20 protein-coding genes are annotated in these 25,343 nt (G+C 72.8%); 9 read left to right on the top strand and 11 right to left on the bottom strand.

The genetic code is table 11. The features are described 5' to 3' along the window. Positions 1-118: 118 nt before the first annotated feature. Positions 119-1,102 carry a DUF4349 domain-containing protein gene (locus tag J2S43_RS31310; protein WP_306835173.1) on the top strand — a complete coding sequence of 328 codons (984 nt, stop codon included), beginning with the start codon at positions 119-121 and terminating at the stop codon, positions 1,100-1,102. 690 nt (positions 1,103-1,792) lie between these two features. Here the strand turns inward: J2S43_RS31310 and J2S43_RS31315 are convergent. Beyond that, positions 1,793-3,052, bottom strand: a complete 1,260-nt coding sequence (locus J2S43_RS31315) for an amidohydrolase (protein ID WP_306835175.1) — start codon at positions 3,050-3,052, stop codon at positions 1,793-1,795. A gap of 416 nt (positions 3,053-3,468) precedes the next feature. Beyond that, positions 3,469-5,049, bottom strand: a complete 1,581-nt coding sequence (locus tag J2S43_RS31320) for an acyl-CoA mutase large subunit family protein (RefSeq protein ID WP_306835177.1) — start codon at positions 5,047-5,049, stop codon at positions 3,469-3,471. 225 nt (positions 5,050-5,274) lie between these two features. Here J2S43_RS31320 and J2S43_RS31325 point away from each other — a divergent pair, with 225 nt between their 5' ends. Continuing rightward, a complete protein-coding gene (locus J2S43_RS31325) occupies positions 5,275-7,242 on the top strand; it encodes a serine/threonine-protein kinase (protein ID WP_306835180.1) in 1,968 nt (655 codons plus the stop codon). Between the two features lie 79 nt (positions 7,243-7,321). Beyond that, complete coding sequence (locus J2S43_RS31330) at positions 7,322-8,950, top strand: phospho-sugar mutase (protein WP_306835182.1); 1,629 nt, start codon at positions 7,322-7,324, stop codon at positions 8,948-8,950. A gap of 153 nt (positions 8,951-9,103) precedes the next feature. Here the strand turns inward: J2S43_RS31330 and J2S43_RS31335 are convergent, their stop codons facing one another. From J2S43_RS31335 to J2S43_RS31350, 4 genes are all read right to left on the bottom strand, one after another. Then, entirely contained in the window at positions 9,104-9,580 is a 477-nt protein-coding gene (locus J2S43_RS31335) for a CAP domain-containing protein (protein WP_306835184.1), read from the bottom strand. A gap of 175 nt (positions 9,581-9,755) precedes the next feature. Next, positions 9,756-11,222 carry an AMP-binding protein gene (locus tag J2S43_RS31340; protein WP_306835185.1) on the bottom strand — a complete coding sequence of 489 codons (1,467 nt, stop codon included), beginning with the start codon at positions 11,220-11,222 and terminating at the stop codon, positions 9,756-9,758. Continuing rightward, a complete protein-coding gene (locus tag J2S43_RS31345) occupies positions 11,219-11,926 on the bottom strand; it encodes an SDR family NAD(P)-dependent oxidoreductase (protein WP_306835187.1) in 708 nt (235 codons plus the stop codon). The genes J2S43_RS31340 and J2S43_RS31345 overlap by 4 nt, the downstream gene beginning before the upstream one ends. Further along, entirely contained in the window at positions 11,919-12,161 is a 243-nt protein-coding gene (locus J2S43_RS31350; protein ID WP_306835188.1) for an acyl carrier protein, read from the bottom strand. Before J2S43_RS31350 ends, J2S43_RS31345 begins: the two co-directional genes overlap by 8 nt. Positions 12,162-12,299: 138 nt before the next feature. Here J2S43_RS31350 and pseB point away from each other — a divergent pair, with 138 nt between their 5' ends. The 6 genes from pseB to pseI are packed head-to-tail and all read left to right on the top strand — an operon-like array spanning position 12,300 to position 18,622. Continuing rightward, a complete protein-coding gene (gene pseB / locus J2S43_RS31355; RefSeq protein WP_306839563.1) occupies positions 12,300-13,277 on the top strand; it encodes a UDP-N-acetylglucosamine 4,6-dehydratase (inverting) in 978 nt (325 codons plus the stop codon). A gap of 1 nt (position 13,278) precedes the next feature. Then, complete coding sequence (locus J2S43_RS31360) at positions 13,279-14,403, top strand: DegT/DnrJ/EryC1/StrS family aminotransferase (protein ID WP_306835190.1); 1,125 nt, start codon at positions 13,279-13,281, stop codon at positions 14,401-14,403. After that, positions 14,403-15,326 (top strand): hypothetical protein, encoded by a 924-nt coding sequence (locus J2S43_RS31365; protein ID WP_306835193.1) that lies wholly within the window; start codon positions 14,403-14,405, stop codon positions 15,324-15,326. Before J2S43_RS31360 ends, J2S43_RS31365 begins: the two co-directional genes overlap by 1 nt. Further along, on the top strand, positions 15,313-17,028 hold the full coding sequence (locus tag J2S43_RS31370; RefSeq protein ID WP_306835195.1) for a class I SAM-dependent methyltransferase: 1,716 nt from the start codon (positions 15,313-15,315) through the stop codon (positions 17,026-17,028). Before J2S43_RS31365 ends, J2S43_RS31370 begins: the two co-directional genes overlap by 14 nt. Then, positions 17,025-17,570: a GNAT family N-acetyltransferase gene (locus tag J2S43_RS31375; protein ID WP_306835196.1), complete on the top strand. Its 546-nt coding sequence runs from the start codon at positions 17,025-17,027 to the stop codon at positions 17,568-17,570. Before J2S43_RS31370 ends, J2S43_RS31375 begins: the two co-directional genes overlap by 4 nt. Next, a complete protein-coding gene (gene pseI, locus J2S43_RS31380; RefSeq protein ID WP_306835197.1) occupies positions 17,567-18,622 on the top strand; it encodes a pseudaminic acid synthase in 1,056 nt (351 codons plus the stop codon). Before J2S43_RS31375 ends, pseI begins: the two co-directional genes overlap by 4 nt. A 43-nt stretch (positions 18,623-18,665) precedes the next feature. On the opposite strand, the gene J2S43_RS31385 is transcribed toward pseI, so the two are convergent. From J2S43_RS31385 to J2S43_RS31405, 5 genes are all read right to left on the bottom strand, one after another. Continuing rightward, positions 18,666-19,358, bottom strand: a complete 693-nt coding sequence (locus tag J2S43_RS31385) for a GH12 family glycosyl hydrolase domain-containing protein (RefSeq protein WP_306835198.1) — start codon at positions 19,356-19,358, stop codon at positions 18,666-18,668. Between the two features lie 141 nt (positions 19,359-19,499). Further along, positions 19,500-20,507 carry an SGNH/GDSL hydrolase family protein gene (locus tag J2S43_RS31390; protein WP_306835199.1) on the bottom strand — a complete coding sequence of 336 codons (1,008 nt, stop codon included), beginning with the start codon at positions 20,505-20,507 and terminating at the stop codon, positions 19,500-19,502. 215 nt (positions 20,508-20,722) lie between these two features. Next, positions 20,723-23,374 carry a fibronectin type III domain-containing protein gene (locus tag J2S43_RS31395; protein ID WP_306835201.1) on the bottom strand — a complete coding sequence of 884 codons (2,652 nt, stop codon included), beginning with the start codon at positions 23,372-23,374 and terminating at the stop codon, positions 20,723-20,725. 246 nt (positions 23,375-23,620) lie between these two features. Continuing rightward, positions 23,621-24,388, bottom strand: a complete 768-nt coding sequence (locus J2S43_RS31400) for an SDR family NAD(P)-dependent oxidoreductase (RefSeq protein WP_306835202.1) — start codon at positions 24,386-24,388, stop codon at positions 23,621-23,623. Beyond that, positions 24,385-25,329 (bottom strand): aldo/keto reductase, encoded by a 945-nt coding sequence (locus J2S43_RS31405; RefSeq protein WP_306835203.1) that lies wholly within the window; start codon positions 25,327-25,329, stop codon positions 24,385-24,387. The genes J2S43_RS31400 and J2S43_RS31405 overlap by 4 nt, the downstream gene beginning before the upstream one ends. Between the last annotated feature and the right edge of the window lie 14 nt (positions 25,330-25,343).

Consider the following 25,343-nt stretch of genomic DNA (forward strand, 5'->3'; position numbering starts at 1 on the left):
GCAGCCGAAACGTGACGCTACCGAAGGTTCGCGCACGGAACCCGTTCATCCGCCGGGTGCGTCTGACCGGTCACGCACGCGCCGCCGCGGCGCGGACTCACGAGGGGATCCGACAACCATGGCCACGGTACGACGACAGCGCGCACTCGCCGCGTTCGGCGCGACGGGTCTGGCGCTCACACTGGCACTGGCCGGCTGCGGCGCGGACGGCTCGGACGAGGTCACCAGCACCAGTGCCGGTGAGGCACCGGCCGCCGCACCGGCCATGCCGCAGCAGGGGGGCGCCGCGCCGGACACCGCCGGCGGCGCGACCGGCAGCGGCACCCAGGAGGCCGCGCCCGGATCCGGCGGCGGCGCCCCCGTGATCAACCGAGACGTGATCTACACCGGCTCGGTGACGATCCGGGTCGCGGACGTCGACGCACAGGCCGAGGAGGCCATCCGGCTGACCGAGGTCGCGGGCGGTTTCGTCGGGGCGGACGCCCGGTCCACCGACGTCAACTACGCGAACACGCCGTTCGAGAAGGCCACGATCACGCTGCGGATCCCGCGGGACGGGTTCTACGACGTGCTCGGCAAGATCTCCGCGCTCGGCAAGCAGGAGAGCCGGAAGATCGACGCGCAGGACGTGACCGAGGAGGTCGTCGACCTGGATTCGCGGATCGCCAGCCAGCGCGCGCAGGTGGAGAGCGCCCGCAAGCTGCTGGCTCAGGCGAAGTCGCTGAACGACCTGGTGTCGCTGGAGAACGAGCTGGCGCGGCGGCAGGCCGAGCTGGCGTCGCTTGAGGCGAAGCGGGACCGGCTGAAGGACCTGGCCGCGCTCTCCACGCTCACGGTCGAGCTGGTGCAGGACACGGTGCCGCCACCGCCGGCCGAGGAGCCGGAGGATCGCGGGTTCCTGTTCGGCCTGAAGAACGGGTGGGACTCGTTCCTCACGTTCGGTGCGGTGGTGCTGACCGTGGTCGGCGTGCTGCTGCCGTGGGCGGCCGGCGTCGGCCTCCCGCTGGTGCTGCTGGTGCTGCTCTGGCGCCGGCTGCGCCCTCGTCGTCCCGTCGTCGCCGCGGCCCCTGCTCCCGCGGCCCCACCGGCTGCCGCTCCCTGAGGGACGACCGGCGGCGCCGTGAACGTCGGCGGTTCGCCGCCGCCTCGTGACACGAAATTCGGGCACGAAGGGCCCGATGACGAGACCCGCGCCGGAACCGGCTCGGGCCTGCCGAGTTCGCCACCGGCCTGCCGCTGGGCCGGCTCGAGCCTCCCGCCGGGACCGGCTCGGGCCTGCCGCTGGGCCGGCTCGGGCCTCCCGCTGGGCCGGCTCGGGCCTCCCGCTGGGCCGGCTCGGGCCTGCCGCTGGGCCGGCTCGGGCCTCCCGCCGGGACCGGCTCGGGCCTCCCGCCGGGACCGGCTCGGGCCTCCCGCCGGGACCGGCTCGGGCCTCCCGCCGGGACCGGCTCGGGCCTCCCGCCGGGACCGGCTCGGGCCTCCCGCCGGGGCCGGCTCGGGCCTGCCGCTGGGCCGGCTCGGGCCTCCCGCCGGGGCCGGCTCGGGCCTGCCGCTGGGCCGGCTCGGGCCTCCCGCCGGGGCCGGCTCGGGCCTGCCGCTGGGCCGGCTCGGGCCTGCCGCTGGGCCGGCTCGGGCCTGCCGCTGGGCCGGCTCGGGCCTGCCGCTGGGCCGGCTCGGGCCTGCCGCTGGGCCGGCTCGGGCCTGCCGCTGGGGGCTGGGCAGCAGAGCGGCGAAGGGGCGGCGCATCGGAATGATGCGCTGCCCCCTCGTACCCGCGGATGATTTTGATCTTTTAGAAGGCTCCGCTGGCGAGCGCGGCGAGGGCCGTGTGCGCCATCACCCGGATGCCGTAGCCGATCGCACGCTCGTCCACGTCGAAGCCGGCCTGGTGGATGTCGCGGCGGGTCTCGGAGCCGGGCGTGCTGGTGCCGAGGCGGATCATCGTGCCCGGCACCTGCTCCAGGTAGAACGCGAAGTCCTCGCCGCCCATGCTGATCTCGGCCTCGACCACGCGCTCCGGGCCGAGCGCGGCACCGGCGGCCGCGGAGATCAGCGCGGACGTCATCCGGTCGTTGATCACCGGGGGCACGCCGCGCGTGTAGACCACGTCGGCCTCCGCCCCGGTCGCACCGACCACGTGCTTGATCAGGCTGGTGACCATCTCGGGCGCCTCACGCCAGGCCTCGCGGCTGAGGATGCGGATGGTGCCCTTGGCGTAGCCCTCGGCGGGAATCGCGTTGTAGGCATGCCCGGCGTTCACCGTGCCCCACACCATGGAGACGCCGGCGCGCGCGTCCATCCGGCGGTCGAGCAGCGCGGGCACGTCCACGATCACCCGGCCCAGCGAGTGCACCAGGTCGGTGGTCAGGTGCGGCCGGGCGGTGTGCCCGCCGGCGCCGCGCAGCCTCACCTCGATGGTGTCGGCAGCGGCCGTGAACGGGCCGGACCGCACGCCGACCAGACCGGCCGGGAGCTGCGGGTAGCAGTGCAGCGCGAAGATCGCGGCGACGTCCTTGAGCCCACCGGCCGCGATCACGTGCGGCGCACCGGACGGGATCGACTCCTCCGCGGGCTGGAACAGCAGCCGCACCCGGCCGGGGAGCTGACCCTCCGCGTCCAGCTTGGCCAGCGCGAGGCCGAGCCCGAGCAGGATCGTGGTGTGCACGTCGTGGCCGCAGGCGTGCATCACGCCGTCGACCGTCGACCGGTACGACACGTCCTTGGTGTCCTGGATGGGCAGCGCGTCGAGGTCCGCCCGGAACGCGATCACCCGGTCGCCGGTGCCGACGTCGCAGATCACGCCGTTGCCGTTGGGCAGGAACCGCGGCTTCAGGCCGGCCCCGGCGAGCTCGCGGGCGATCAGCGCCGCGGTCTCGAACTCGTGGTAGGACAACTCCGGGTGCGCGTGGATGTGCCGGCGAACGGCTACCAGCTCGGCCCCTCGTGACGCGAGCCATCGGTCGAGTTGACCGGGCAGGGGGTCGGCCCCGGGTGGGGTGTCAGGCCAGGACGACGTCAGCTCGCCGCTGGGCAGCGTCAACGCACTCGTCACGTCGGATTCTCGATCACTGTTGATGGGGATGGATGTTGACTCGGACAGCCTAGACCTCACATGGTGACGCTGCGCAACCTCGTTACGGTAGTGATCGGGTCGCGGTCCGTCACGAAAGCGCTGGTAAGGACGCTTGAGGGTCGGTGGGGCGCCGTCTGCGCCGTGGTCCCGCGCAGGCACTCGCCACCTCCCTTTCTACAACGCGTAACGGCGTCGCGGGACACGAGTGCACTTCGGGCGAGTCCCGTATACACCGGACAGCCAGCGGTTGTTCTGATCAAAATTACCCCTGGTCAAGGGGGCGTTCTCCGGGTTTCGGCAGGGCCGGTCTCCGACTCCTTGGTACCCCATGAGGCCAAACGCACACCGCGCACGGCGTTTCGGGAAGCCCACTCGAACGAGTGAGAGAAACGTCCTCAGAACGTCTCGGACGGGCGATACGTCCCCCAGACGTCGCGCAGCGCATGGCAGACCTCACCGACGGTCGCTCGCGCGCGCAACGCCTCCCGCATCGGATAGAGGACACTCACGGTCCCGGCCGCGGCATCACGCAAGCTCGACAGCGCGGACGTGACCGCGTCACCGTCCCGGTCCGCCCGCAGCCGCTCCAGGCGCGCGGCCTGCGCGGCCTCGATCGACGGGTCCACCCGCAGCGGCTCGTAGGGCTCGTCGGTGTCGGTGGCGAACCGGTTGACGCCGACCACCACGCGGTCGCCGGCGTCGATCTCCTGCGCGGTCCGGTAGGCGGACGACTCGATCTCCCGCTTCTGGAAGCCGGCCTCGATCGCGGCGACCGAGGAGCCGAACGCGAAGACCCGGTCGATCAGCTCGCGGGCGCCGCGCTCGATCTCGTCCGTCATCGCCTCCACCACGTACGACCCGGCGAACGGGTCCACGGTCGCGGTCAGGTCGGTCTCGTACGCGAGCACCTGCTGGGTACGCAGCGCGAGCCGGGCCGCCTTCTCGGTGGGCAGCGCGATCGCCTCGTCGTAGGAGTTGGTGTGCAGCGACTGGGTGCCGCCCAGCACCGCGCCGAGCGCCTGCACCGCCACCCGGACCAGGTTGACCTCCGGCTGCTGCGCGGTGAGCTGCACGCCCGCGGTCTGGGTGTGGAAGCGCAGCATCAGCGACTTCGGGTCGGTCGCGCCGAACTCGTCCCGCATCAGCGCGGCCCAGAGCTTCCGGGCGGCGCGGAACTTGGCGACCTCCTCCAGCAGCGTGGTGCGGGCCACGAAGAAGAACGACAGCCGGGGCGCGAAGTCGTCGACGGCCAGGCCGGCCGCGATCGCGGCGCGCACGTATTCCACGCCGTTGGCCAGCGTGAACGCGACCTCCTGCACGGGCGTCGCGCCGGCCTCCGCCATGTGGTAGCCGGAGATGGAGATCGTGTTCCATTTCGGCGTCTCCTTGCGGCAGTACGCGAACGTGTCCGCGACCAGCCGCAACGACGGTTTCGGCGGGAAGATGTAGGTGCCGCGCGCGATGTACTCCTTCAGAATGTCGTTCTGAATCGTGCCGTTCAGCATTGAGCCGGGAATCCCGTTCTCCTCCGCCACCAGCTGATAGAGCAGCAGCAGCACGGAGCCGGGCGCGTTGATCGTCATCGACGTGGAGACCCGGTCCAGCGGAATGCCGTGGAAGAGCAGCCGCATGTCGTCGATCGAGTCGATCGCCACCCCGACCTTGCCCACCTCGCCGTGCGCGATCGGCTCGTCCGAGTCGTACCCCATCTGCGTGGGCAGGTCGAACGCGACGGACAGGCCCATCGTCCCGGCCGCCAGAAGTGCGTGGTAGCGGGCGTTGGACTCGGTCGCGGTGCCGAAGCCGGCGTACTGCCGCATGGTCCAGGGGCGGGTCGTGTACATCGTCGGGTAGACCCCGCGGGTGTACGGCCAGGTGCCCGGGGCACCGAGCCGCTCGGGCAGCCCGGACGGGAGATCGGCCTCGTCGTAGACCGGCTTGATCGGAAAACCCGACTCCGCTGAACGATCCCTCATCCGCCGATCCTATGACCGGCGTCACCATCGATGGGTGAGGTATTCCGCACATCATGTTTCGGTATCGTTGCCCGGCCGCGATGAAAGATGGACCGAGTGCCACTCAGCGGACACTCAGTGTCGAGTTCGCGGAGAGTTGGTACCCCGCACCTTTCCTCACGGCGAGCGACCCCGCAAGATAGGGGGGTTGGTTCCGGCCCTCGACTCCCCCGGGCGGCATTTCCAGTGACACAGATTCCGACGTGGAACAGCCCTTCTGTCGGCCCGACCGGAGGCCGCGCCGTCCCCGGCGCGACCATCGGCGGCAGGTACAGCCTGCGCACCGCGGTGGGCCACGGCGGCATGGGCACAGTGTGGCGGGCGTCCGACACGCTGCTGCGCCGCGACGTCGCGGTCAAGGAGGTCGTCCTGCCGCCGGGGCTCGCCCCCAGCGACCGGGATCAGATGTACGAGCGGACGCTGCGCGAGGCCCGCGCCGCCGCCGCGCTTCAGCACCCCGCGGTCGTCCAGGTCTACGACGTCGTCCACGAGGGCGGCCGCCCGTGGATCGTGATGGAGCTGCTGGACGCGCGCTCGCTGGCCGACATGATCATCGAGGACGGCCCGCTGGCGCCGCGCGCGGTGGCCAAGATCGGCATCGCGCTGCTCGGCGCGCTGGAGGTCGCGCACGCGGCCGGCGTGCTGCACCGCGACGTGAAGCCGGCGAACGTGCTGATCGCCGCGGACGGCCGGTGCGTGCTCACCGACTTCGGCGTCGCCCGCATGCCCACGGACGTGCAGCTCACCACGCCCGGCATGGTGCTCGGCTCGCCGCACTTCATCTCGCCGGAACGGGCCATGGGCCAGGACTTCGGGCCGCCCAGCGACCTGTTCTCGCTCGGTGTGACACTCTTCACAGCGGTCGAGGGTCGCCCGCCGTTCGACAAGGGCGACCCGATCGAGACCATGCACTCGGTCGTCGAGGACCCGCCGCTGCAGCCGGTCCGCGCCGGCTCCCTGGCGAACGTGCTGCTCGGCCTGCTGGAGAAGGACCCGGCCCGGCGGATGGACGTCAACACCGCCCGCCGGCTGCTCCGCGAGCTGCTCTCCGGCCCGCTGGCCAGCAACGTGCCCCCGCACATGGCCACGGACCCGTACGCGGTGGTTCCCGCCCAGCGCCCCCGGCAGAACCCGAACGCGCCGATGTCCCCCGCGCCGCAGGCTCCGCCGAAGCCGCCGCCGAGCGGTGCGATCGGCGGCGCGGCGATGCTGGCGCCGGGCGAGTCGCTGACCGACCGGCTCCGCGCGATCCAGTCCGGCGAGCAGTCCGGCGGCGCCTCCCCGGTCTCCCCGGCGACGTACGGCGGCATGCAGGCCGGCCCGCCGCCGATGGGCGCCCCGTGGCAGCCGCACAACGACACCACCGCGCCGATCCCGCCGCACGTCAGTTACCCGCAGCACCACCCGGGCATGGCGCCCACCGGGCCGATGCCGTCGATGTCCGTCTCGCAGAGTGGCGGCGTCTACGGCGGCTCCGCCGGCTCGTCGCGCGGCGCCGGTCCGCTCGACTCCGCGAAGCGGTTCGGCGCGCAGGCGGCCAGCACGGTCAAGTCGTGGCCGCGCCGCACCCAGGCGATCGCGGCGGCCGGCACCGCGGCCGCGCTGATCCTGGTCATCGTGCTGTTCAACCTGGGTGGCGGCGCCGAGGAGCCGACGCCCGGCCCGATCGCGGGCAATCAGACCACCACGTCCGAGCCGCCCGCGCCGACGATCGAGGTCGAGCAGTACGCGAACCGCGGCATCTCGGTCGACGTGCCGGCCGGGTGGAAGGTCGACGACTCGGAGCAGCGCGTCTACGTCGACTTCACCGACCCGGAGGACAAGGGCCGGCGGCTGCGCATCACCGTGGAGAACGGCGGCGACCTGGAGAAGTTCGTCACCGCGGCCGAGGGGTTCCTGGAGAAGAACGCCACCTCCTGCCCCAAGCCGTACACGCAGGTCCAGCGCACCCCGGCGGAGATGTCCGGTACGGAGGCGATCGAGCTGGAGTACACCTGCGGCGCCGGTGACGCCGGCCGGCACGGCATCCGGCGGTTCGTCTCGGCCGGTGGCAAGGTCTACTCGTTCTTCCTGACCACCACCGAGGCCCGGTTCCAGGAGAGCAAGCCCATCTACGACCAGACCGTGCAGACGTTCACGCTGACCGCCTCCTGAGCCGGGGCCGCGTCGTAAGCCAGGACACCGGACGCCGGGACCGGATCTTCCGGTCCCGGCGCCGTGCTATCAAGGCTCCATGAGCAACTCGCTGATCGCACAGGCCGAGGCGTGGATCGCGGACGACCCCGATCCGATCACCCGGGACGAGCTGCGATCCGTGCTGGGCGACCCGGCCGAGCTGGCCGACCGCTTCGCCGGGCCGCTCACGTTCGGCACCGCCGGGCTGCGCGGGCCGCTGCGCGCCGGGCCGAACGGGATGAACCTCGCGGTCGTCACCGGCGCCGCCGCCGGCCTGGTCCGCTGGCTCGCCGCGCAGGACGCGACCGGCCCGCTGGTGATCGGCTACGACGCGCGCCACGGCTCCCGGGCGTTCGCGGAGCGCACCGCGCGGGTCGCCACCGGTGCCGGCCGGGAGGCGCTGCTGCTGCCCCGCCCGCTGCCCACGCCGGTGCTCGCGTTCGCGGTGCGGCGGCTCGGCGCGGCCGCCGGCGTGATGGTCACCGCCAGTCACAACCCGCCGCAGGACAACGGCTACAAGGTCTACCTGGGCAACGGGCTGGGCGGGCTGCTCGGCGACGGCGCGCAGATCGTGCCGCCGGCCGACGCGGGCATCTCCGCCGCGATCCGCGCCGTCGGACCGCTGGCCTCCGTGCCGCTGGGACCGCCCGGCACGGTGCTGGCCGAGGAGATCGTGACGGACTACGTGACCGCCGCGGCGTCGATCGTGTCCGGTTCGCCCGAGCTGACGGTCGCGTACACCCCGATGCACGGCGTCGGCGGGCCGGTGCTGGCCGCCGCGTTCGAGGCCGCCGGGTTCGGCGCACCGATCGTGGTGCCGGAGCAGGCCGCACCGGACCCGGACTTCCCGACCGTCGCGTTCCCGAACCCGGAGGAACCCGGCGCCACCGACCTGCTGCTGGCGCTGGCCGCGTCCACCGGCGCGGACCTGGCGATCGCGAACGACCCGGACGCGGACCGGTGCGCGGTCGCGGTGCCGGTCCCCGGCGGTGCCTGGCGCATGCTCCGCGGCGACGAGCTGGGCGCGCTCCTCGCGGACGCGCTGATCCGGAGCGGCACCGACGGCCTGTTCGCCACCACGATCGTCTCGTCGTCGCTGCTGCGCGCGCTGTGCACGGCCCGGGGCCGTGCCTACGACGAGACGCTGACCGGCTTCAAATGGATCGTGCGGGCCACCGGCGGCGAGCTGGCCTTCGGATACGAGGAGGCGCTCGGCTACTGCGTGGCGCCCACGCTGGTCCGCGACAAGGACGGCATCACGGCCGCGCTGCTGACCGCGTCGCTGGCGCTCTCGCTGAAGCAGGAGGGCCGCACGCTCGCCGACCGCCTCGACGAGCTGGCCGCCGAGTTCGGCGTGCACGCCACCGACCAGCTCTCGGTCCGCGTCGACGACCTCGCCGAGATCGCCACCATGATGGCCGCGCTCCGCGCCGCCACCCCGGCCACGCTGCTCGGCGAGCCGCTGACCGCGGCCGAGGACCTGCTCCCCGACGCCGACGTGCTCATCCTCCGCACCGCCTCGGCCCGCGTCGTGGTCCGCCCGTCCGGCACCGAGCCCAAACTCAAGGCCTACCTCGAGGTCGTCGAGCCGGTCGGCGACGCCCCGATCCCGGCCGCCCGCGACCGCGCCTCAGCGGCCCTTGCCTCACTCCATTCGGAGGTGGCGGCCGCCTTAGGCGTCGGCTAAAGGTAGCGTTCGAGGCCTGCTAACGGTAGCGTTCGCGCCCCCGCTGGAAGACGTTCATGCAGGTCAACCCGGGCAGAGCCGGAAACAGATCAAGGGATCGGCGTCCGTGGACGCCGATCCCTTGATCAACGGGGGGTGAGGGAGGTGTGTGGGTCAGCCGCCGAATTCCTGGGTCCAGTAGATGGTGCCCTTGGTGTCGCGGGCGACGCCGACGCCGATCTTGACGGCCTTGCAGTTGAGGATGTTCTTGCGGTGGCCGGGGCTGTTCATCCAGCCGGTCATGACGCCGGTGGTGTCGCTGTAGCCCCAGGCGATGTTCTCGCCGACGGCGGGGGCGTAGCCGGCGGTCTTGACGCGGGCGGTGAAGGTGGAGCCGTTGCGGCCGGTGTGGGAGAAGTAGCCGTGCTTGGCCTGGTCGGAGGAGTGTCCGCGGGCGGCTGTGGTCAGTGCGGGGGAGACGGTGAGCTTCTTGCAGCCGGCCTTGGCGCGTTCGGTGTTGGTCTGTGCGATGACCTGCGTCTCCAGCGTGGTGGCCGGGGTCACGGCGGCGGTCGCGGTGGTGGCGGTGCCACCGATCACGAGGGCGGCGGTGACGGCGGTCAGGGCGGCGGAGCGGAGCAGGTTGCGCAAGGTGTGTGCCTCTCGGTTGGCGTTGCTTACGCCAATCAAGTTCGGCCGGGTGCGCGGCGCCTTGATAGATCGACCTGGTGCTATGCGGTGAGCGCTCGGGTCCCGCCGGGTTGCCGTCCCCACAGCACAGAACCCCGCCGACCCGGACGGGCCGACGGGGTTCCGGAGAACGGACTTACCGCTCCATACCGCTCAGCGACTGATAGTCGATCTTGCCGTTGGGCAGCAGCGGGAGCGCGTCGATCGCGCGGATGTCGAAGCCGGTGGAGTGCAGGCCGGTCCGCTTGACCAGGTCGTGGCGGATGACCGTGCGCAGGTCGTCGTCGGCCGCCTCCGCGTAGATCACGATCCGGTCGTCGCCGCTGACCGCGGCGAGCGGGCCGCGCCCGGTCAGCATCCGCTCCACGTCGTCCAGGTTGAGCCGGACGCCGAAGACCTTGCTGAACCGCTTGATCCGGCCGCTGAGGAACAGCAGGCCGCGCTCGTCCACCCGGCCGACGTCACCGGTCGGCAGCACGCCGGCCAGGTCGTCGCCGCGCACCAGGTCGGCGGCGGAGTCCGCGTACCCCATCATCACGTTCGGCCCGGTGTAGACGATCTCGCCGGTGCCGTCCGCGTCCGGCGAGTCGACCAGGAACGCGCCGCCCGGGATCGCGGCGCCGGCCGACTCGGCCGCGTCCGGCAGGAATCCCGGCGGGAGCACGGCCATCCGGCCGGCCTCGGTCTGGCCGTACATGACGATCAGTTCCCCGCCGGCGGTACGCATGCGGGCGCTGAAGTCGACCACCAGATCGCTGCGCAGCCGGCCGCCGGCCTGGGTGAGCGTGCGCAGCGTCGGCACGGTCTGCGGGTCGAAGCCGATCCGGCGGAGCATCTCGCACTGGTACGGCACCGTGGCCAGCGAGGTGATCCGCCGGTCCGCGGCGGTGCGCCAGAACCCGGCGTCGAGCAGCCCGCGCGGGTCGAGCAGCACGGTCCCGCCGGCCGCGAGGTGCGTGTTCAGGACCATCAGCCCGTACGTGTAGAACAGCGGCAGGCTGGTGACCGTGGTCTCGGTCGCGTCGATGCCGAGCGCCGCGACCACCGAGGCCACGTTCCGGAACAGCGCGTGCCGGGACAGCCGCACCAGCCGAGGGTTCCCGGTCGAGCCGGACGTGGCCAGCAGCAGCGCCAGGTCCGGGTGCGTCTCGGCGCCGTCGGGCCCCGCCCACAGCGGGCCCAGGACCGCACATTCCCGCACGTCGTACGGGGTGAGCCGATCCTGCGTCCGGCCGGCGACACCGGTGATGACGCCGGGCCGGTAGCGGTCGATCAGGTCGCCGAGCATCTCCGGGGACAGCCCCGCGTCGATCAGCGCGACCGGCCGGCGGGCCTGCACCGCGCCCAGGTAGCGGACCACCGAGTCGACGTCCGTGCGGGTCAGCGCGAACACCGGCCCGGCGGGCAGCTCCGCGTACCGGTCGGCGGCCGCGTCCACGGCCGCGATCAGCGCGGATCCGCTCAGCTCGCGTCCGGCGATCGGGTCGATCAGCGCGGCGCCCGGGTGCGGCAGCGTGACCGCGTCCGCGTCGGAGAGCCCGGTCGCGGCCGACCCGGCCGCCTGGGTCGGCACGCTGCGCCGATCGGTGCCGGAGAGCCTCATACCGTCAGCCCGCCGTCCACGCCCAGCACCTGGCCGGTGACGAAGGCGGCGTCCGGGCCGAGCAGGAACGCGACGGCCGCGGCGACGTCGTCCGGGGTGCCGAGCCGGCCGAGCGCGGTGGCGGCGATCCGCTCCTTGCGCGCGGTCTCGTCCAGGCTGGCCAGCATGTCCGTGTCGACGAAGCCGGGCGCGACCGCGTTGACCCGGATGCCGAGCGGCCCGAGCTCCTTGGCGGCGGCGCGGGCCAGCCCGGCGACCGCGGCCTTGGTGGCGCCGTAGACGGCCTGGCCGGCGGCTCCGGCCGTACCCATGATGGAGGAGACCAGCACGACGGCCGGCCGGTCGCCACGGCGCAGCAGGCTGATCGAGGCCTGCAGCGTGTGGGCGGCGCCGGCCGCGTTGACCGCGAAGAGCCGGTCCACGGCCGCGGCCGGCATCGCGCCGAGCATCGCGGCGTCGTGCGTACCCGCGTTGATCACCAGCGCGTCGAGGCGGCGGTGCACCGTGAAGATCTCCCGGGCCATCGCCTTCATCGCGTCCGCGTCCGCGACGTCACCGCCGACCGCGAGCGCGCCGGGAAAGTCCACGTTCTCCGCTCTGCTGGCGTGTAAGCAGAGCGTGTGGCCGTCCGCGGCCAGGCGGTTCGCGACGGCCCGGCCGATGCCGCGGGACGCGCCGGTGACCAGCGCGACGCGGCTAGTCAAAGTCGACCCCCTGGCGCTCCAGCACCTTGCGGGCCGCCGTGAACGAGCTGATCGCCAGCACGTCCTCGGTGTCGATCATGACGTCGAAGGCCTGCTCCAGCGCGGCGACCAGGGCCATGTGCGCGAGCGAGTCCCACTTCTCGATGCCTCGGTACTCCAGGTCGTCGACGTCGGCGTCGGCCGGGAGTTCGAGCGACGCGCGAAACACCTCGCGCAGGCGGTCCAGGGGTGGCAAAGAAGACTCCTTTGCGGCGATTTTTGGCATTCTGCAGCTTTTCTTCCGTCTGTCCAACGAACGATCAAGATGCTTGGTCGTTAGGTCGGGTGGCAAAGCGCCGCAAAGTCGAGGTACCAGGGGGTTTTCACCGTGAGCGTGCTGGCCGGGTCGGCAATCCTGATCACCGGGGGTACGGGCTCGCTGGGCAAGGCGTTCCTGCGCTACGCCCTCGACCACCTGAACCCGAAGCGGCTCGTGGTGTTCTCCCGCGACGAGCTCAAGCAGTACGAGACGCGTCAGCTGATGGGCGACGACCCGCGCCTGCGCTGGTTCATCGGCGACGTGCGCGACCGCGAGCGGCTCACCCGCGCGATGCACGGCGTCGACTTCGTGGTGCACGCGGCCGCGCTCAAGCAGGTCGACACCGCGGAGTACAACCCGTTCGAGTTCGTCCGCACCAACGTCTACGGCTCGCAGAACGTGGTCGAGGCCGCGATCGACTGCGGCGTCAAGAAGGTCGTGGCGCTCTCCACGGACAAGGCCTCCAGCCCGATCAACCTGTACGGCGCCACCAAGCTGACCGCCGACAAGATCTTCATCTCGGCGAACCACTACGCGGCCAACCATCCGACCCGCTTCGCGGTGGTCCGCTACGGCAACGTGGTCGGCAGCCGCGGCTCGGTGGTCCCGTTCTTCCGCAGGCTGCACGCGGAGGGGCGCAGCCTGCCGATCACGGACAAGCGGATGACCCGCTTCTGGATCACGATCGACCAGGCGGTCCGCTTCGTCTCCACGTCGTTCGACCTGATGAACGGCGGCGAGCTCTACGTGCCGCGGATCCCGTCGATGCGCATCCTCGACCTCGCCAACGCGGTCGCGCCGGACGTCTCCACGTACGAGATCGGCATCCGCCCCGGCGAGAAGCTGCACGAGGAGATGATCTCGCTGGACGACGCCTCCCGAACGCTGCGCCTGCCCGACCGGTACGTGGTCCAGCCGACCATCGCCAGCTGGGGCTACACGCCGCCGGCGGACGCCGAGCCGGTCGCGGACGACTTCGTCTACCGCTCCGACACCAACGACCTGTGGCTCTCCATCGACGAGCTGCGCGACATGATCGGCACAGGTTCCTGACATGCTCCCCTACGGACGCCAGTCCGTCGACGACGACGACATCGCGGCGGTCACGGCCGCGCTCCGGGGTGACTTCCTCACCACCGGGCCGACGGTCGGCGCGTTCGAGGCGGCGCTGACCGCGAACCTCGGCGGCACCGGCTGCGTGGCGGTCACGTCCGGCACGGCGGCGCTGCACACGGCGTACGCGGCGATCGGGGTCCGGCCCGGCGACGAGGTGATCACCACGCCGATCACGTTCGCGGCCACCGCGGCCACGGCCGCGCTGCACGGCGCCACGATCGTCTTCGCGGACGTGGAGGAGGAGACCGCGAACCTGGACGCGGCCGCGGTCGACGCCGCGGTCACCACCCGGACCAGGGCGGTCACCGCGGTCGACTACGCCGGCCACCCGGCGGAGTACGAGGCGCTGACCAAGGTGGCCCGGCGCGCGGACGCGACGCTGATCGGCGACGCGGCGCACTCGATCGGCTCGGTCTACCGCGGCGTGCCGGTCGGCTCGCTGGCGGACGTCACCACGCTGTCGTTCTTCCCGACCAAGAACCTGACCACCGGCGAGGGCGGCGCGGTCGCGGCGCGCGATCCGGCGGTGCTGGGCCGAGCCCGGCGCTTCGCCAACCAGGGCATGGTCCGCGACCGGGAGCTGCTGCGCACGCCGGACGAGGGCGGCTGGCACCAGGAGGTGCACTCGTTCGGCCTGAACTACCGGCTGCCGGACGTGCTCTGCGCGCTCGGCCTCAGCCAGCTCCGCCGCCTCGGCCAGTTCAAGGCCGCGCGCGCCCGGCTGGCCGCCCGCTACAACGAGATGCTGGCGGACGTACCCGGGCTGGGTCTTCCGGTGCAGCGCGCCTGGACCGACCCGATGTGGCACCTCTACCCGGTGCGGATCGCGGACGGCCGGCGGCGCGAGGTCTACGACCGGATGCGGGCCGCCGGGATCGGCGTGCAGGTCAACTACCTGCCGGTGCACCTGCACCCGGTCTTCGCCGACCTCGGCTACCGGCGCGGGATGTGCCCGGTCGCGGAACGGTTCTACGGCGAGCAGCTGTCGCTGCCGCTCTTCACCGACCTCACGGACGCCGACCAGGAGCGGGCCGTCGAGGCGCTGCGGGCCGTCCTGGGCTGATGCACCACGCGAACCACTTCTACGGGCACGCGCACGTGCTGGCCCGCTACTGCGGACTGGACGACGCGAACCCGCCCCGGATCGCCGGCTACCTGCAGCACGGGTGGAACATCGGCGACGGGCTGGGCGAGGGCACCCGGCTGGTCGCCGGGCGGCCCACGTTCGCCTGGTCGGAGGCGACGGCCCGGCGGGCGCGACTGGCCGGGCGGCCGGCCGTGGTGATCGGCGCGCCGTTCGCGTACCTGATCGCGCACGCGGAGCGGGTGCTGGCGGCGGAACGGCCCCGGCTGGCCCCACCGGAGCTGAGCGCGCCCCCGCCGGGCGACATGCGGCGGACCGGCACGATCTGGTACCCGTTCCACGGCTGGGAGAAGCAGAAGGTCCGCGGCGACCACGACGCGCTGATCGACGCGATCAGGTCGGTGGAGACCGAGCCGGTCACGGTCTGCCTCTACTGGCAGGACCACGACGACCGGCGGGTCCGCGGCCGGTACGAGCGGGCCGGCTTCCGGGTGATCTGCCACGGCCGCCGCGGGCTGAAGTGGCGCGGCACCGACCCGCGCTTCCTCGACCGGCAACTCGCCGAGCTGCGCGGGCACCGCCGGGTCGCCTCCAACCGGCTCTCCACCGCGATCTTCCACGGCATCGCGGCCGGCTGCGAACCGGCCGTCTACGGCGACCCGATGACGCTCACCGGCGAGGACCCGAGGTACGGCGGCCACGCCCGGGTGCGCCGTCAGTGGTCCGCACTGCACGGCGAGCGGATCGACCCGCGCACCGCGCGCGAGGCGGCCCGCACCGAGCTCGGACTCGATCACCTGGCCGGCCCGGACGAGCTGCGCGACCTGCTCGGCTGGCCCCAGGACTCCCCCCTTCCCGCACCGGCCACACCGGATCCGAGGGCGACCCGTGTCAGATCTTGATCAATCCGTCCACCTGATCGGCGGCGAGGCCATGGCCTGCTCCGACGCGGAGCACGCGGCCGGCGGCGCCGCGCTGGAGCTGCTGGCCGGCGCGTACGCGGGCGCGGAGACCCGGGTGCTGCTCGCCGGCCCGCACACCACCGCGCTGACCGACGCGCTCGCCGACCGGTGCGCGGCCGTGACCTGCCTGGTCCGCTCGCACGCCGACGCGCGGGCGCTGGCCCGCCGGCACGAGCGCAACCCGCGCGTCCGGGTGCTCTGCGGCAGCCTGGACGCGTTCACGCCGGGTGCCGGCCACGACCTGGTGCTGGCGCTCGGCGGGCTGTCCCGGCTGCACAGCCCGGACGGCGCCCGGCTGACCTGGCAGGCCGCGCTGGACCGGCTGACCGGCGCGGTGGCCGGCGCGGGCGTGCTGCTGCTCGGCGTGGAGAACCCGCTCGGCGCGCACCGGCTGACCGCGGCCGGCGGGCTGCCCGCGCCGGACCCGGCCGAGCCGGTCGGGCACAACGCGCTGGTGGCGTGGCTGCGCGAGGCCGGGCTGCACGTGGCGCCGAGCTACGCGGCGTTCGCGGAGCCGGCCCGGCCGACCGTGCTGGCGCGCACCCCCGAGCTGGACGCCGCCTCCGGCACGGTGCCGCTGCTGGCCGCGGAGGCCGCGGCCGCGTTCGGCGCCGCCACCCGCCGCCGGCCGCTGCTGGACGATCCGCGCCGGCTGGCCGGGGCGGCGCTGCGGGCCGGGATGGGCGCGCAGCTCGCACCGGCCTGGATCGTGGCGGCCGGCCGGCAGCCGGTCTGCCCGCGCGAGCCGCTGCCGCCCGCGTTCGTCGCCGGCGGCGCGCACGCCGCGCACTGGGACACCGCGGTGGCCTACGAGCGCGCGGACGACGGCCAGTGGTCGCGGCGGCTGCTCTCCGACTCCGGCGCCACGCTGCGCCTGGTCGGCCGGGTCACCCGCATGCCGGAGCTGCTCACCGGCCGGGTCGCGCCGGACCGGACGCTTGCGGACCTGCTGCTGGCCGCGTGCGCGGAGCACGACCTGCCCGCGGTCCGGCGGCTGCTGCGCGGTTACGCGGACTGGCTGGCCGGCTCGCCGCCGAGCGGCCACCTCGCGTTCGCCACCTGCGACAACGTGCTCACCGACGGCACCCGGCACGAGCTGCTGGACCCGTCCTGGCACCTGTCCGCGCCGATCCCGATGGATGAGGTGCTGGCCCGGGCGCTGCGCGGCTTCGCGGTCACGCTGCTCACCGCCGGGCTGCCGCACCCGTGGCCGGCCAGCCTGGACGTGGAGAGCCTGACCGTGTCGCTGGCCGCGGCGGCCGGGCGCCCGCTGACCCGGGAGGCCGTACGCGCGGCCGTGGCGCTGGAGTGCGAGATCCAGGCCGCGCGCTGGCTGCTGCCCGAGCAGGCCGAGCAGGAGTTGCGCTGCGAACTGGGCACGGTCACCGCCCGGCACACCGCGCTGGCCGCGCGCGACTGGCGCGCGATGACCGGCGCGATGGACCGGCTGGCCGCGGAGCTGGCCGAGGCGCGCGACGAGATCGCCTGGTGGGAGGAGCGGGTGCGCGCCTCGAACCGCGAGCACGAGCGCCACCTGCATCTTTATCAGAACTCGCGCAGTTTCATGGTCGGCCGCGCGGTCACCGCACCGCTGCGCCTGGCCCGCCAGACCGTCCGAAGAGTCTCCAGGAGTGGCAAGTGAGTCCCGTTCCCACCGTGAAGCTGCGCCCGGCGACCGACGACGACCGGGACCTGGTGCTGCGCTGGCGCAACCACGAGGTGGTCCGGCAGGCCAGCTTCACCACGCACGTGATCGCGCCGGACGAGCACGCCGCCTGGTGGTCGCGCGTCGCCGCGGACGACTCCCGGCACGTGCTGATCGCCTGCGCCGACGACGTGCCGGTCGGCGTGGTCATCCTCAACGAGGCCGAACCCGGGACCGAAACCGGCGGCGGTGCGGACTGGAGCTTCTACCTGGACGTGGACGGGCTGGAGGCGCGCCGCGCGCTGCTGCCCACCTGGATCGCCACCGAGATCGCCACGCTGGACCACGCGTTCGGGCCCGCCGGGTACGCCGAGCTGCGCGGCGAGGCGCTGGCGAGGAACTCGGCCGTGGTCAAGCTGCACGAACGCTTCGGTTTCACCGTCACCGGCGAGTACCAGCGCGAGGTGGACGGCGAGACCGAGACGGTCCTGCGCTACGCGCTCACGGCCGCCGCCTATCGAAAGGAAGGGACCGCATGACGGACCGCCAGACCCGCATCGATCACCAGTACGTCGGTACGGCCCACCCGCCGTTCGTCATCGCCGAGATGTCCGGCAACCACAACGGGGATCTGCAGCGCGCGCTGCGGATCGTGGACGCGATCGCGGACGCCGGCGCCAGCGCGCTGAAGATCCAGACGTACCGCGCGGACACGCTCACCATCGACGTGGACGGCCCGCGCTTCCGGATCAGCGACGGCCACGAGCTGTGGGGCGGCGAGAACCTCTACCGGTTGTACGAGCGCGCGCACACGCCCTGGGAGTGGCACGAGCCGATCTTCGACCGGGCCCGGGAGCGCGGGCTGATCGCGTTCTCCAGTCCGTTCGACCCGACCGCGGTCGACCTGCTGGAGAAGCTGAACGCGCCGGCGTACAAGATCGCCTCGTCCGAGCTGGTGGACCTGCCGCTGATCCGGCTGGCCGCGTCCACCGGCAAGCCGCTGATCATGTCGACCGGCATGGCGAACGTGGCGGAGATCGACGCCGCGGTCCGGGCCGCGCGCGGCGCCGGCTGCGCGAACCCGATCCTGCTCTCCTGCACCGCCACCTACCCGGCGCCGGTCGAGGCCGCGAACCTGCGCCGGATCCCGGTGCTGGCGGACGCGTTCGGCACGATCGCCGGCCTCTCCGACCACACGCCCGGCATCGGCGTGGCGGTCGCGTCCGTCGCGCTCGGCGCCGCCGTGATCGAGAAGCACGTGACGCTGTCCCGTGCCGAGGGCGGCGTGGACGCGGAGTTCTCGCTGGAGCCGGCCGAGCTGGCCGCGCTGGTGGTCGAGGCGCGGCGCGCGCACGCGGCGCTGGGCTCGCCACGGATCGGCGCGGACCAGTCCGAGGAGGAGGGCCTGCGCTACCGGCGGTCGCTCTACGTGGTCGAGGACGTGGCGGCCGGGGACACCGTCACCCGGGACAACGTGCGCTCCATCCGGCCGGCCGGCGGCCTCCCACCCGGCGACATCGACCTGGTGCTGGGCCGCGTGTTCCGCTCCGCCTACCCGAAGGGGACGCCGCTGACCTGGGACATCGTCTGATGATCCGGGCGGCCGCCGCGCGGGTGGGGCGCGCGGCGGTCGCTCAGTTCGCGGTGACCGAGAAGGAGTTCGTGACGAAGTCCCTGCCGCCGGCCGAGCTGGTGATCTCGTAACCGAACTGGACGTTGCCCACGGTCACGTCGCCCCACCAGCCGTTCGTGCGCAGCCACTGCGCGATCGCCCGGATGTCCACCGTGCCGGAGCTGGTGTTGCCGGTGCGGACGAACGAGTAGACGTTGTTCGCGCCGTTCGACCCGCGGTAGATCTGCCAGGTGTGGCCGCCGACGCTCTGCGTGGTCTGCAGCGTGCCGAGCGGGCCGACCGCGCCGTACTTGTTCATCCACAGCATGATCTCGTGGGCGTTGTCCGAGGACCAGATGTCGTACGCCGTGGTGAACGCGACGCCGCTGGTGGGCACCGTGACGTTGAAGCTGCTCGTGGTGGTGCCCAGCGCGCTGACCTTCTTGCCGACCCACTTCGTGGCGTTCGGGTAGGACTTGATGCCGCCGGTGTTCGGGTGGTTCGCCCAGACCCCCCAGCTGCTGTACGAGTCGGCCCAGATGGTCTGAGCGCCGTACCCGTTGCCCCAGATGTTGTTGTAGAGCGTGTAGCCGCCGTTGGTCCATGTGCCCCAGCGGTCGGTGGACGACCAGACCGCGGCGTGGGCGGGAGCGGCGACGGTGAGCGTCAGCGCGACGACGAGCGCGCCGACGGCGAGACGTGCGGTACGCAGCACGATCACACCTCCGTAAATCGGACGAGTAACGCGAATCGTACCCACGTTAGTTTTGTGTCTAAACGAAGTCAAGTGGCGCTCATCGATGTCTGAGGACAGCGAAAAGGGCCCCGCGGTGGGGGCCCTTTCGCGGCGGAGCCGCTACCGCGCGCGCCGCGCCAGCAGGACGGCCGTCGAGCCGACGGCGACCAGCGCCACGCCCGCGAGCACGGTCAGCACCACGTCCGGGCCGGTGATCGGCAGCGTGGGCACGTCGTTCTTCGGCGGTGCCGCGACCGCGGAGGTGGTCGCCGACGGTGCCGGCGACGCGGTGCCGGACGGTGCCGGCGAGGCCGGCGCGTCCCGCTCGGCGATCCACTGCGCCACGTCCCGCGGCGTGCCGACCGCCTCGGTGAACGGCGGCAGGTAGCCCTCGGTCTGGCCGGCCAGGTTCGGGTGCAGGATGGTGCCGTCGGACTGGCCCTCGAAGCCGACCACCCACGGCGCGGCCGAGCAGATCTCATGACCGGCGAACGCGTCCTCGACGTTCACGTAGGCCACACCGGCCAGCTTCGCCTGCGCGGCCAGCACCGCGTTCAGCCCGCCCATCACGCGGTTGCCCAGTGCCCGGATCTCCGCCGGGATGTCGGCGCCGGCGCAGGTGCCGGTCGGCGAGAACGGCTGCGGGTAGCCGGTGAGCACGACCTTCGCCTTCGGCGCCTTCTCCTTGACCGTGGTCAGCACGGTGCCGACCGCGGCCGGCAGCGTGGTCTGCAGTGCGGTCGTGATCGCGGCCTGCGCCGCCGCGCAGTCCGTCTCCCGGCCCGGCGTCATGCACGCCACGAACGCGCCGGTCACGCCCAGGTCGTTGGCGCCGGCCGTGATGCTGACCAGATCGGTCTCACCGGTCACCGCGGCGGCCGCGGCGAGCACGTCGGAGGTCTTGCCGCCGCTGCAGGTGGCGACCGTCAGCCGGACCTGCTTCGCGTCCGTGCCGGTCCACAGGCGGGGGTAGGCGCCCGCCGAGTTCCGGCAGGGGTCGAGCGGCGCCCCGGCGCCCACACCCGCCGCGTACGAGTCACCGAGCGCCACGTAGTCCACCGTGGGCGGTGCGGCGGCGGCCTGAGCCGGCGCGCCGAACCCCACCGTGGCCAGGAGCGCGACCGACACGGCCGCGGCACCGCGAAGAACACCGGACAAAGACAAGACCATCTCCTCAACACCATGCGGGGGTACGCCGTCGAGCAGGCTGACATGCTTCGATAGCCCAAGGGAAGCCCAAGTGATGTTCATTCTCGATTCATCTCGGACACGAGATCCCGCCGCCCACGAGAGCGCCCCGCCGGCCGTGTGGCCGGCGGGGCGCTCCCCGTTGTTCCTACCGCTTACTTCACCGTGATGAAGGCGTTCTGCCAGCGGACCTTGCCGTCCTTGTCCCAGCCGCCGGCCAGGGCGCGCTTGCCGCCCTTGGTGGCGTTCGCCGGGATCTGGATGGCCGAGGCGAACGTGCCGTCCGCCTTCGCGGTCGCGCCGCCGACCCGGACCTTCGAGCTGCCCGAGTACAGGTACACCCAGACCGACTCGCCCGGCTTCCAGCCGTAGCCGGAGATGGTGGTCCGCGAGTTGCGGTACAGGACGTACCCGCCGCTGCTCGACAGGCCGCCACCGGCGGGCGAGGTCGCCGGCCAGACGATGGCCGGCAGGGCGGCGTCCGGCGTACCGGTGACCCCCGTGGACCAGTCGCCGTTGACCGCACCGTTGACCGCGCGGACCGTGACCGTGTACTGCGTGCCGCCCATCAGGCCGCGGATGGTGCAGACCTTGTTCTCGGCACCGGTCGCGGCGCACCAGAACGACGTCCCACCGGCGACGGCCATCGCCTGGTACTTGGTGGCACCGGTCACGCCGTTCCACTCGACCCGCAGGCCCTGGGCGACGTTGGTGACCTTGACGTCGGCCGGGATGCCCGGCTTGCCGCCCGGCACCGTGCCGGGACCGTCGACGGTCACCTCGGAGCTGCCCGCGGCAGCGGTGTTCGCCCAGATCGTGTACTTCGTGCCCGCGGCCGGGGCGTCGAAGGTGCACTCCAGCGGCGTGGCCGAGGCCAGGATCTCGCAGGAGTTGCCGGCCGGCGCCGACTTCACCGTGTAGCTGGTGATGGCGAGCGCGGTGCTGGCCGGCGCCTTCCAGGAGACCTTGACCTTGCCGCCCTCGATCGCCTCGGCCTTGGCGTCGGTGACCGGTCCGGGCGGACCGGCGACCACGGCGCTGCTGCTCACGGTCTTGGAGTCGTCGTTACCGGCGACACCCAGCGACTTGATGGCGAACGTGTAGCTGGTGCCACTGGTCAGACCGTTGACGGTGCAGCTGACCACGTCGTCCGTGGAGACGTAGGCGGCGGTGCAGGTCTTGCCGTCCGGCGCCGAGGTGACCGTGTAGGACGCGATGCCCGCGCCCAGGTCGGACGGCCGGCGGAAGCTGACCTTGACCGCACCCGGACCGGACGGCGTGGCGCCGGCCAGGTACGGGATGCCCGGAGCACCGGTCGCCGAGGTGACCTTCTCGCTGTCCGAGTAGTAGTCCGTGTCGACGGAGAGCGCGCGCACCCAGTAGGAGCGGGTACCCGGCGCACCGATGATGTCGAACTCACACTCGGTCGACGTGGCGGTCACACCGGTCAACTTGTTGCAGTCGGCCGAGATGTCGCCGTCCGCGCTGTTGTACACGCGCAGCGAGTGCACCGGCACCTGGTTGCCGGTCGGCAGCGCCCAGGTGACCTTCACCGTGTCGGTGTCGACCGGCTCGACCTTGACCCCGGTCGGGGCGGCCGGACGGCCGACCACGTCGTAGGAGTCGGTGTAGGACGTGGTGGTCGCACCGATGATGCCACCCAGCGCCTTGACCTTGAACTTGTAGCTCCGGCCGGCCTCGAGACCGGTGATGCCACAGCTCATCGTCGTGATGTTCTGGCAGGTGTCGGTCACCGACTTGACGCTCGGCGACGCCTCCACCGAGTACACCGGCGTCGGCGAGCCCTTCTGCGCGGTCGGGTTGTTGGCCGGCGCGGTCCACTTCAGCAGGATCGCGGTGCCGGTCATCAGCTCGGGAGCCGAGATGACGGGCATCGACGGCGAGCCACCGTAGTAGGTGGTGGCCGCCGCGTCCGAGCCGCCGACCGAGTTGTTCGCGACGACGCGCACGGTGTACTGCTTACCGTCCACGAGGCCGGTCACCGGGCAACTGGTCGTCACGTTGCCGCACGAGTAGACCGGGTCGGTCGTGAGCAGGTCCGCCGTGGTCTCGGCGACCGTGACGGTGTAGTCCACCACCGGTCCGCCCGCGGTGGCGGGCGTCCACATGACCTCGCCGTCGTGCGTTCCGGGCGGGCCACCGGTCACGTCCGTGGTCGCGTTCACGATCACGTCGAGCGGCGCACCCGGCCGGCCCGGCGTGATGGCGCCGGACGCGGTTGAGGACGTGATGCCGGTGTCACCGCCACCGATCGCGTTGACCCAGAACTTGTACGACTTGGCCGGGTCGAGACCCTCGATCACGCACGTCGTGCCCGAGGTGGCGCAGCCGGGGCTTCCCGGCGTGGTGGTCACCGTGTAGGACGCCGCACCGGCCGCGGCGGTCCACGACAGGTCCACCTTGCCGGAGCCGGTGACCGTCGGGTAACCCATGGTCCAGGTCGGCTTGTCCGGCGGGCCGGGCGTCGCCGTGGTGGAGGCGCTCGCCGAGGTGCCCTTCGACGTCTCCTCGGCGGTCTCGTAACCGGCGACCGTCACGGAGACCGTCTTGCGGGGCTCGAGGCCACCGATGAGGCAGCTGGTCGTGGTTACGTTACAGGTGGCCGTGTCACCGTCGGTGTCCGTCGCGGTGGCGATGTAGTGGTGGACCGTCGCGCCCGGGATCGCGTTCCACGTGACCCAGACCGACTCCTGCTTCGGCGTGACGGTCACCCCGGTCGGGGCGGCCAGCGCCGCGGCGGCCGGGGCCGCCAGCAGGGTTGTAGAGAGAGCACCCGCGAAGGCCACAGCGCCGAGACGGGCGCTCAAACCTTCCCGTGGTGCCCAGCGTGAGCGCGTTGCGCGCTCGCCGCCATGGACTATCGACATTCTTTCTACCCCCGTGTGGGTGCGGCCGGCACCTGAGTTGACCGGCGGAGACTCTCCGTAAGGTAAGCCAGCACAGAGGGTGATTGTTGGCGTTTCGCGCATATCGGTCGTGACTTGCGCTGCCGAGTCCCGATTTGGTCACATCACGACCGTTCCGGCCCGCTTCTACCAAGCGGTCCGGCCACCATCGACGACAACGTTCGCACCGGTCACATACGTCGATCGTGGCGAGGCCAGGAACATCAGCGCGGTGGCCAGCTCCGCCGGCTCCCCCACCCGCCCCAGCGGCGTCTGTGCGCCCAGCCGTCCCACCAGACCCGGCTCCGCGCCCGGGCCGGGGAACGCGCCGGGGGTCAGCGTGTTCACCCGCACGCCCAGCGGGCCCAGCTCCGCCGCCGCGTACCGGGCCAGTTGCCGCACACCGGCCTTGACCGCGCCGTAGTAGGGCGGATTCCCGGCCGCCGGGTCGTCGTAGACCGGGCGCGGGCTGACCAGGCCGTACATGGAGGACACCGCGATCACCGACGGCGAGCCGTCCACCGCGGCCTCGCACAGCAGGTCCCGCGTCGCGGACAGCAGCCGCTGGAACGCGATCAGCGCCAGATCCGCCGCCTCCGCGTAGTCTCCCGGGGAGGCGGTGGCCAGTGACCCGGCCCGGCCCACGTGTGCCGCATGTACCAGCACGTCCAGCCGCCCTGTGCTGTCACGAACCGCCTCGCCGAGCGACGCCACGGCGGCGTCCGAGGTCACGTCGCAGGCGAACGGCCGGGTGCCGTCCACGGAACCCCCGGACCGGGACACCGCCCACACCGTCGCACCGGCCCCGGCCAGCACGGACGCGAACGTCCGGCCGAGCCGCCCGGTCGCGCCGGTCACCACGGCGGTGCGCCCCTCCAGGCCGAAGAGATCGGTGAGGTCGACCGGAGCGCTCATGGGGTCCACCGGCTGGGGTCCAGCAACTCCAGCGGTACGTGCGGCAGCACCGACAGCACGTGCGCGCGCTCCGCCTCGGACAGCGGCGACCGGGAGGCCAGCGCCGCGTTCGCCCGCACCTGCGCCTCGGTGTCCGCGCCCACCACCACGGACGTCACCCACGGCAGCCCCAGCACGTACGCCATGCACAGGTCCGCCCGGTCCGCGCGGCCCAGCTCCAGCGCGACCCGGTCCAGCGTGTCCACCACCGTGTTCCGCACGGCCGGGTCCAGGTGCGGCCAGCGCACCATCCGGCCCGCCGCCAGCAGTCCCTGCAGGTAGACGCTGCGCACGGTCACCACCAGGTCCGGCCGCTCCGCGAGCAGGTCCGCGAGGTCGGCCGCGAGCCACCGCCGGTCCAGCACGTTGCACGGCAGCTGCACGTAGCCGAGCCCGGGCAGGCGCAGCACCGCGCGCAGCTCGGCCGGCGACTGCACGCTCACGCCGACGCGTTCGGCGAGCCCGCTCTCCGCGTACCGGCGAAGGGTCTTCCAGGCGGCGCCGCCGACCGCGAGCGCGTCCGCGGCCCGGTGCAGCAGGATGGTCAGCGGTTCACCGAGATGCTCGGCGCTGCGGGCCACGCTGGCGGTGACCGCGTTCGCCAGCGACGACTCGCCGCTGGCGACCGCGCCGAGCGGCGCGACCTTGGTGATCGTGCGCAGGCCGGAGCCGGACTCGCCGATCCGGCGCTCACTCTCGCCGTACGCGCGGGCCGTGTCCACGTGGGTGACGCCGCAGTCCGCCGCGGTCCGCAGCAGTGCGGCCGCGGCCGCGTCGGAGGGGCCGCCGGTGGTGTTCGCGATGCCGTAGGCGCCGTCGAGCTGGGCGCCGCCGAGCACGAGCGCCGATTGCCGATAGCCGCCCCGGTCTCGCACGGGCAGCGCTGCGCGCAGGTCCGTCATGCAGTGCCCAACGG

It is taken from the genome of Catenuloplanes nepalensis, from assembly GCF_030811575.1.
GTDB classification, from domain to species: domain Bacteria; phylum Actinomycetota; class Actinomycetes; order Mycobacteriales; family Micromonosporaceae; genus Catenuloplanes; species Catenuloplanes nepalensis.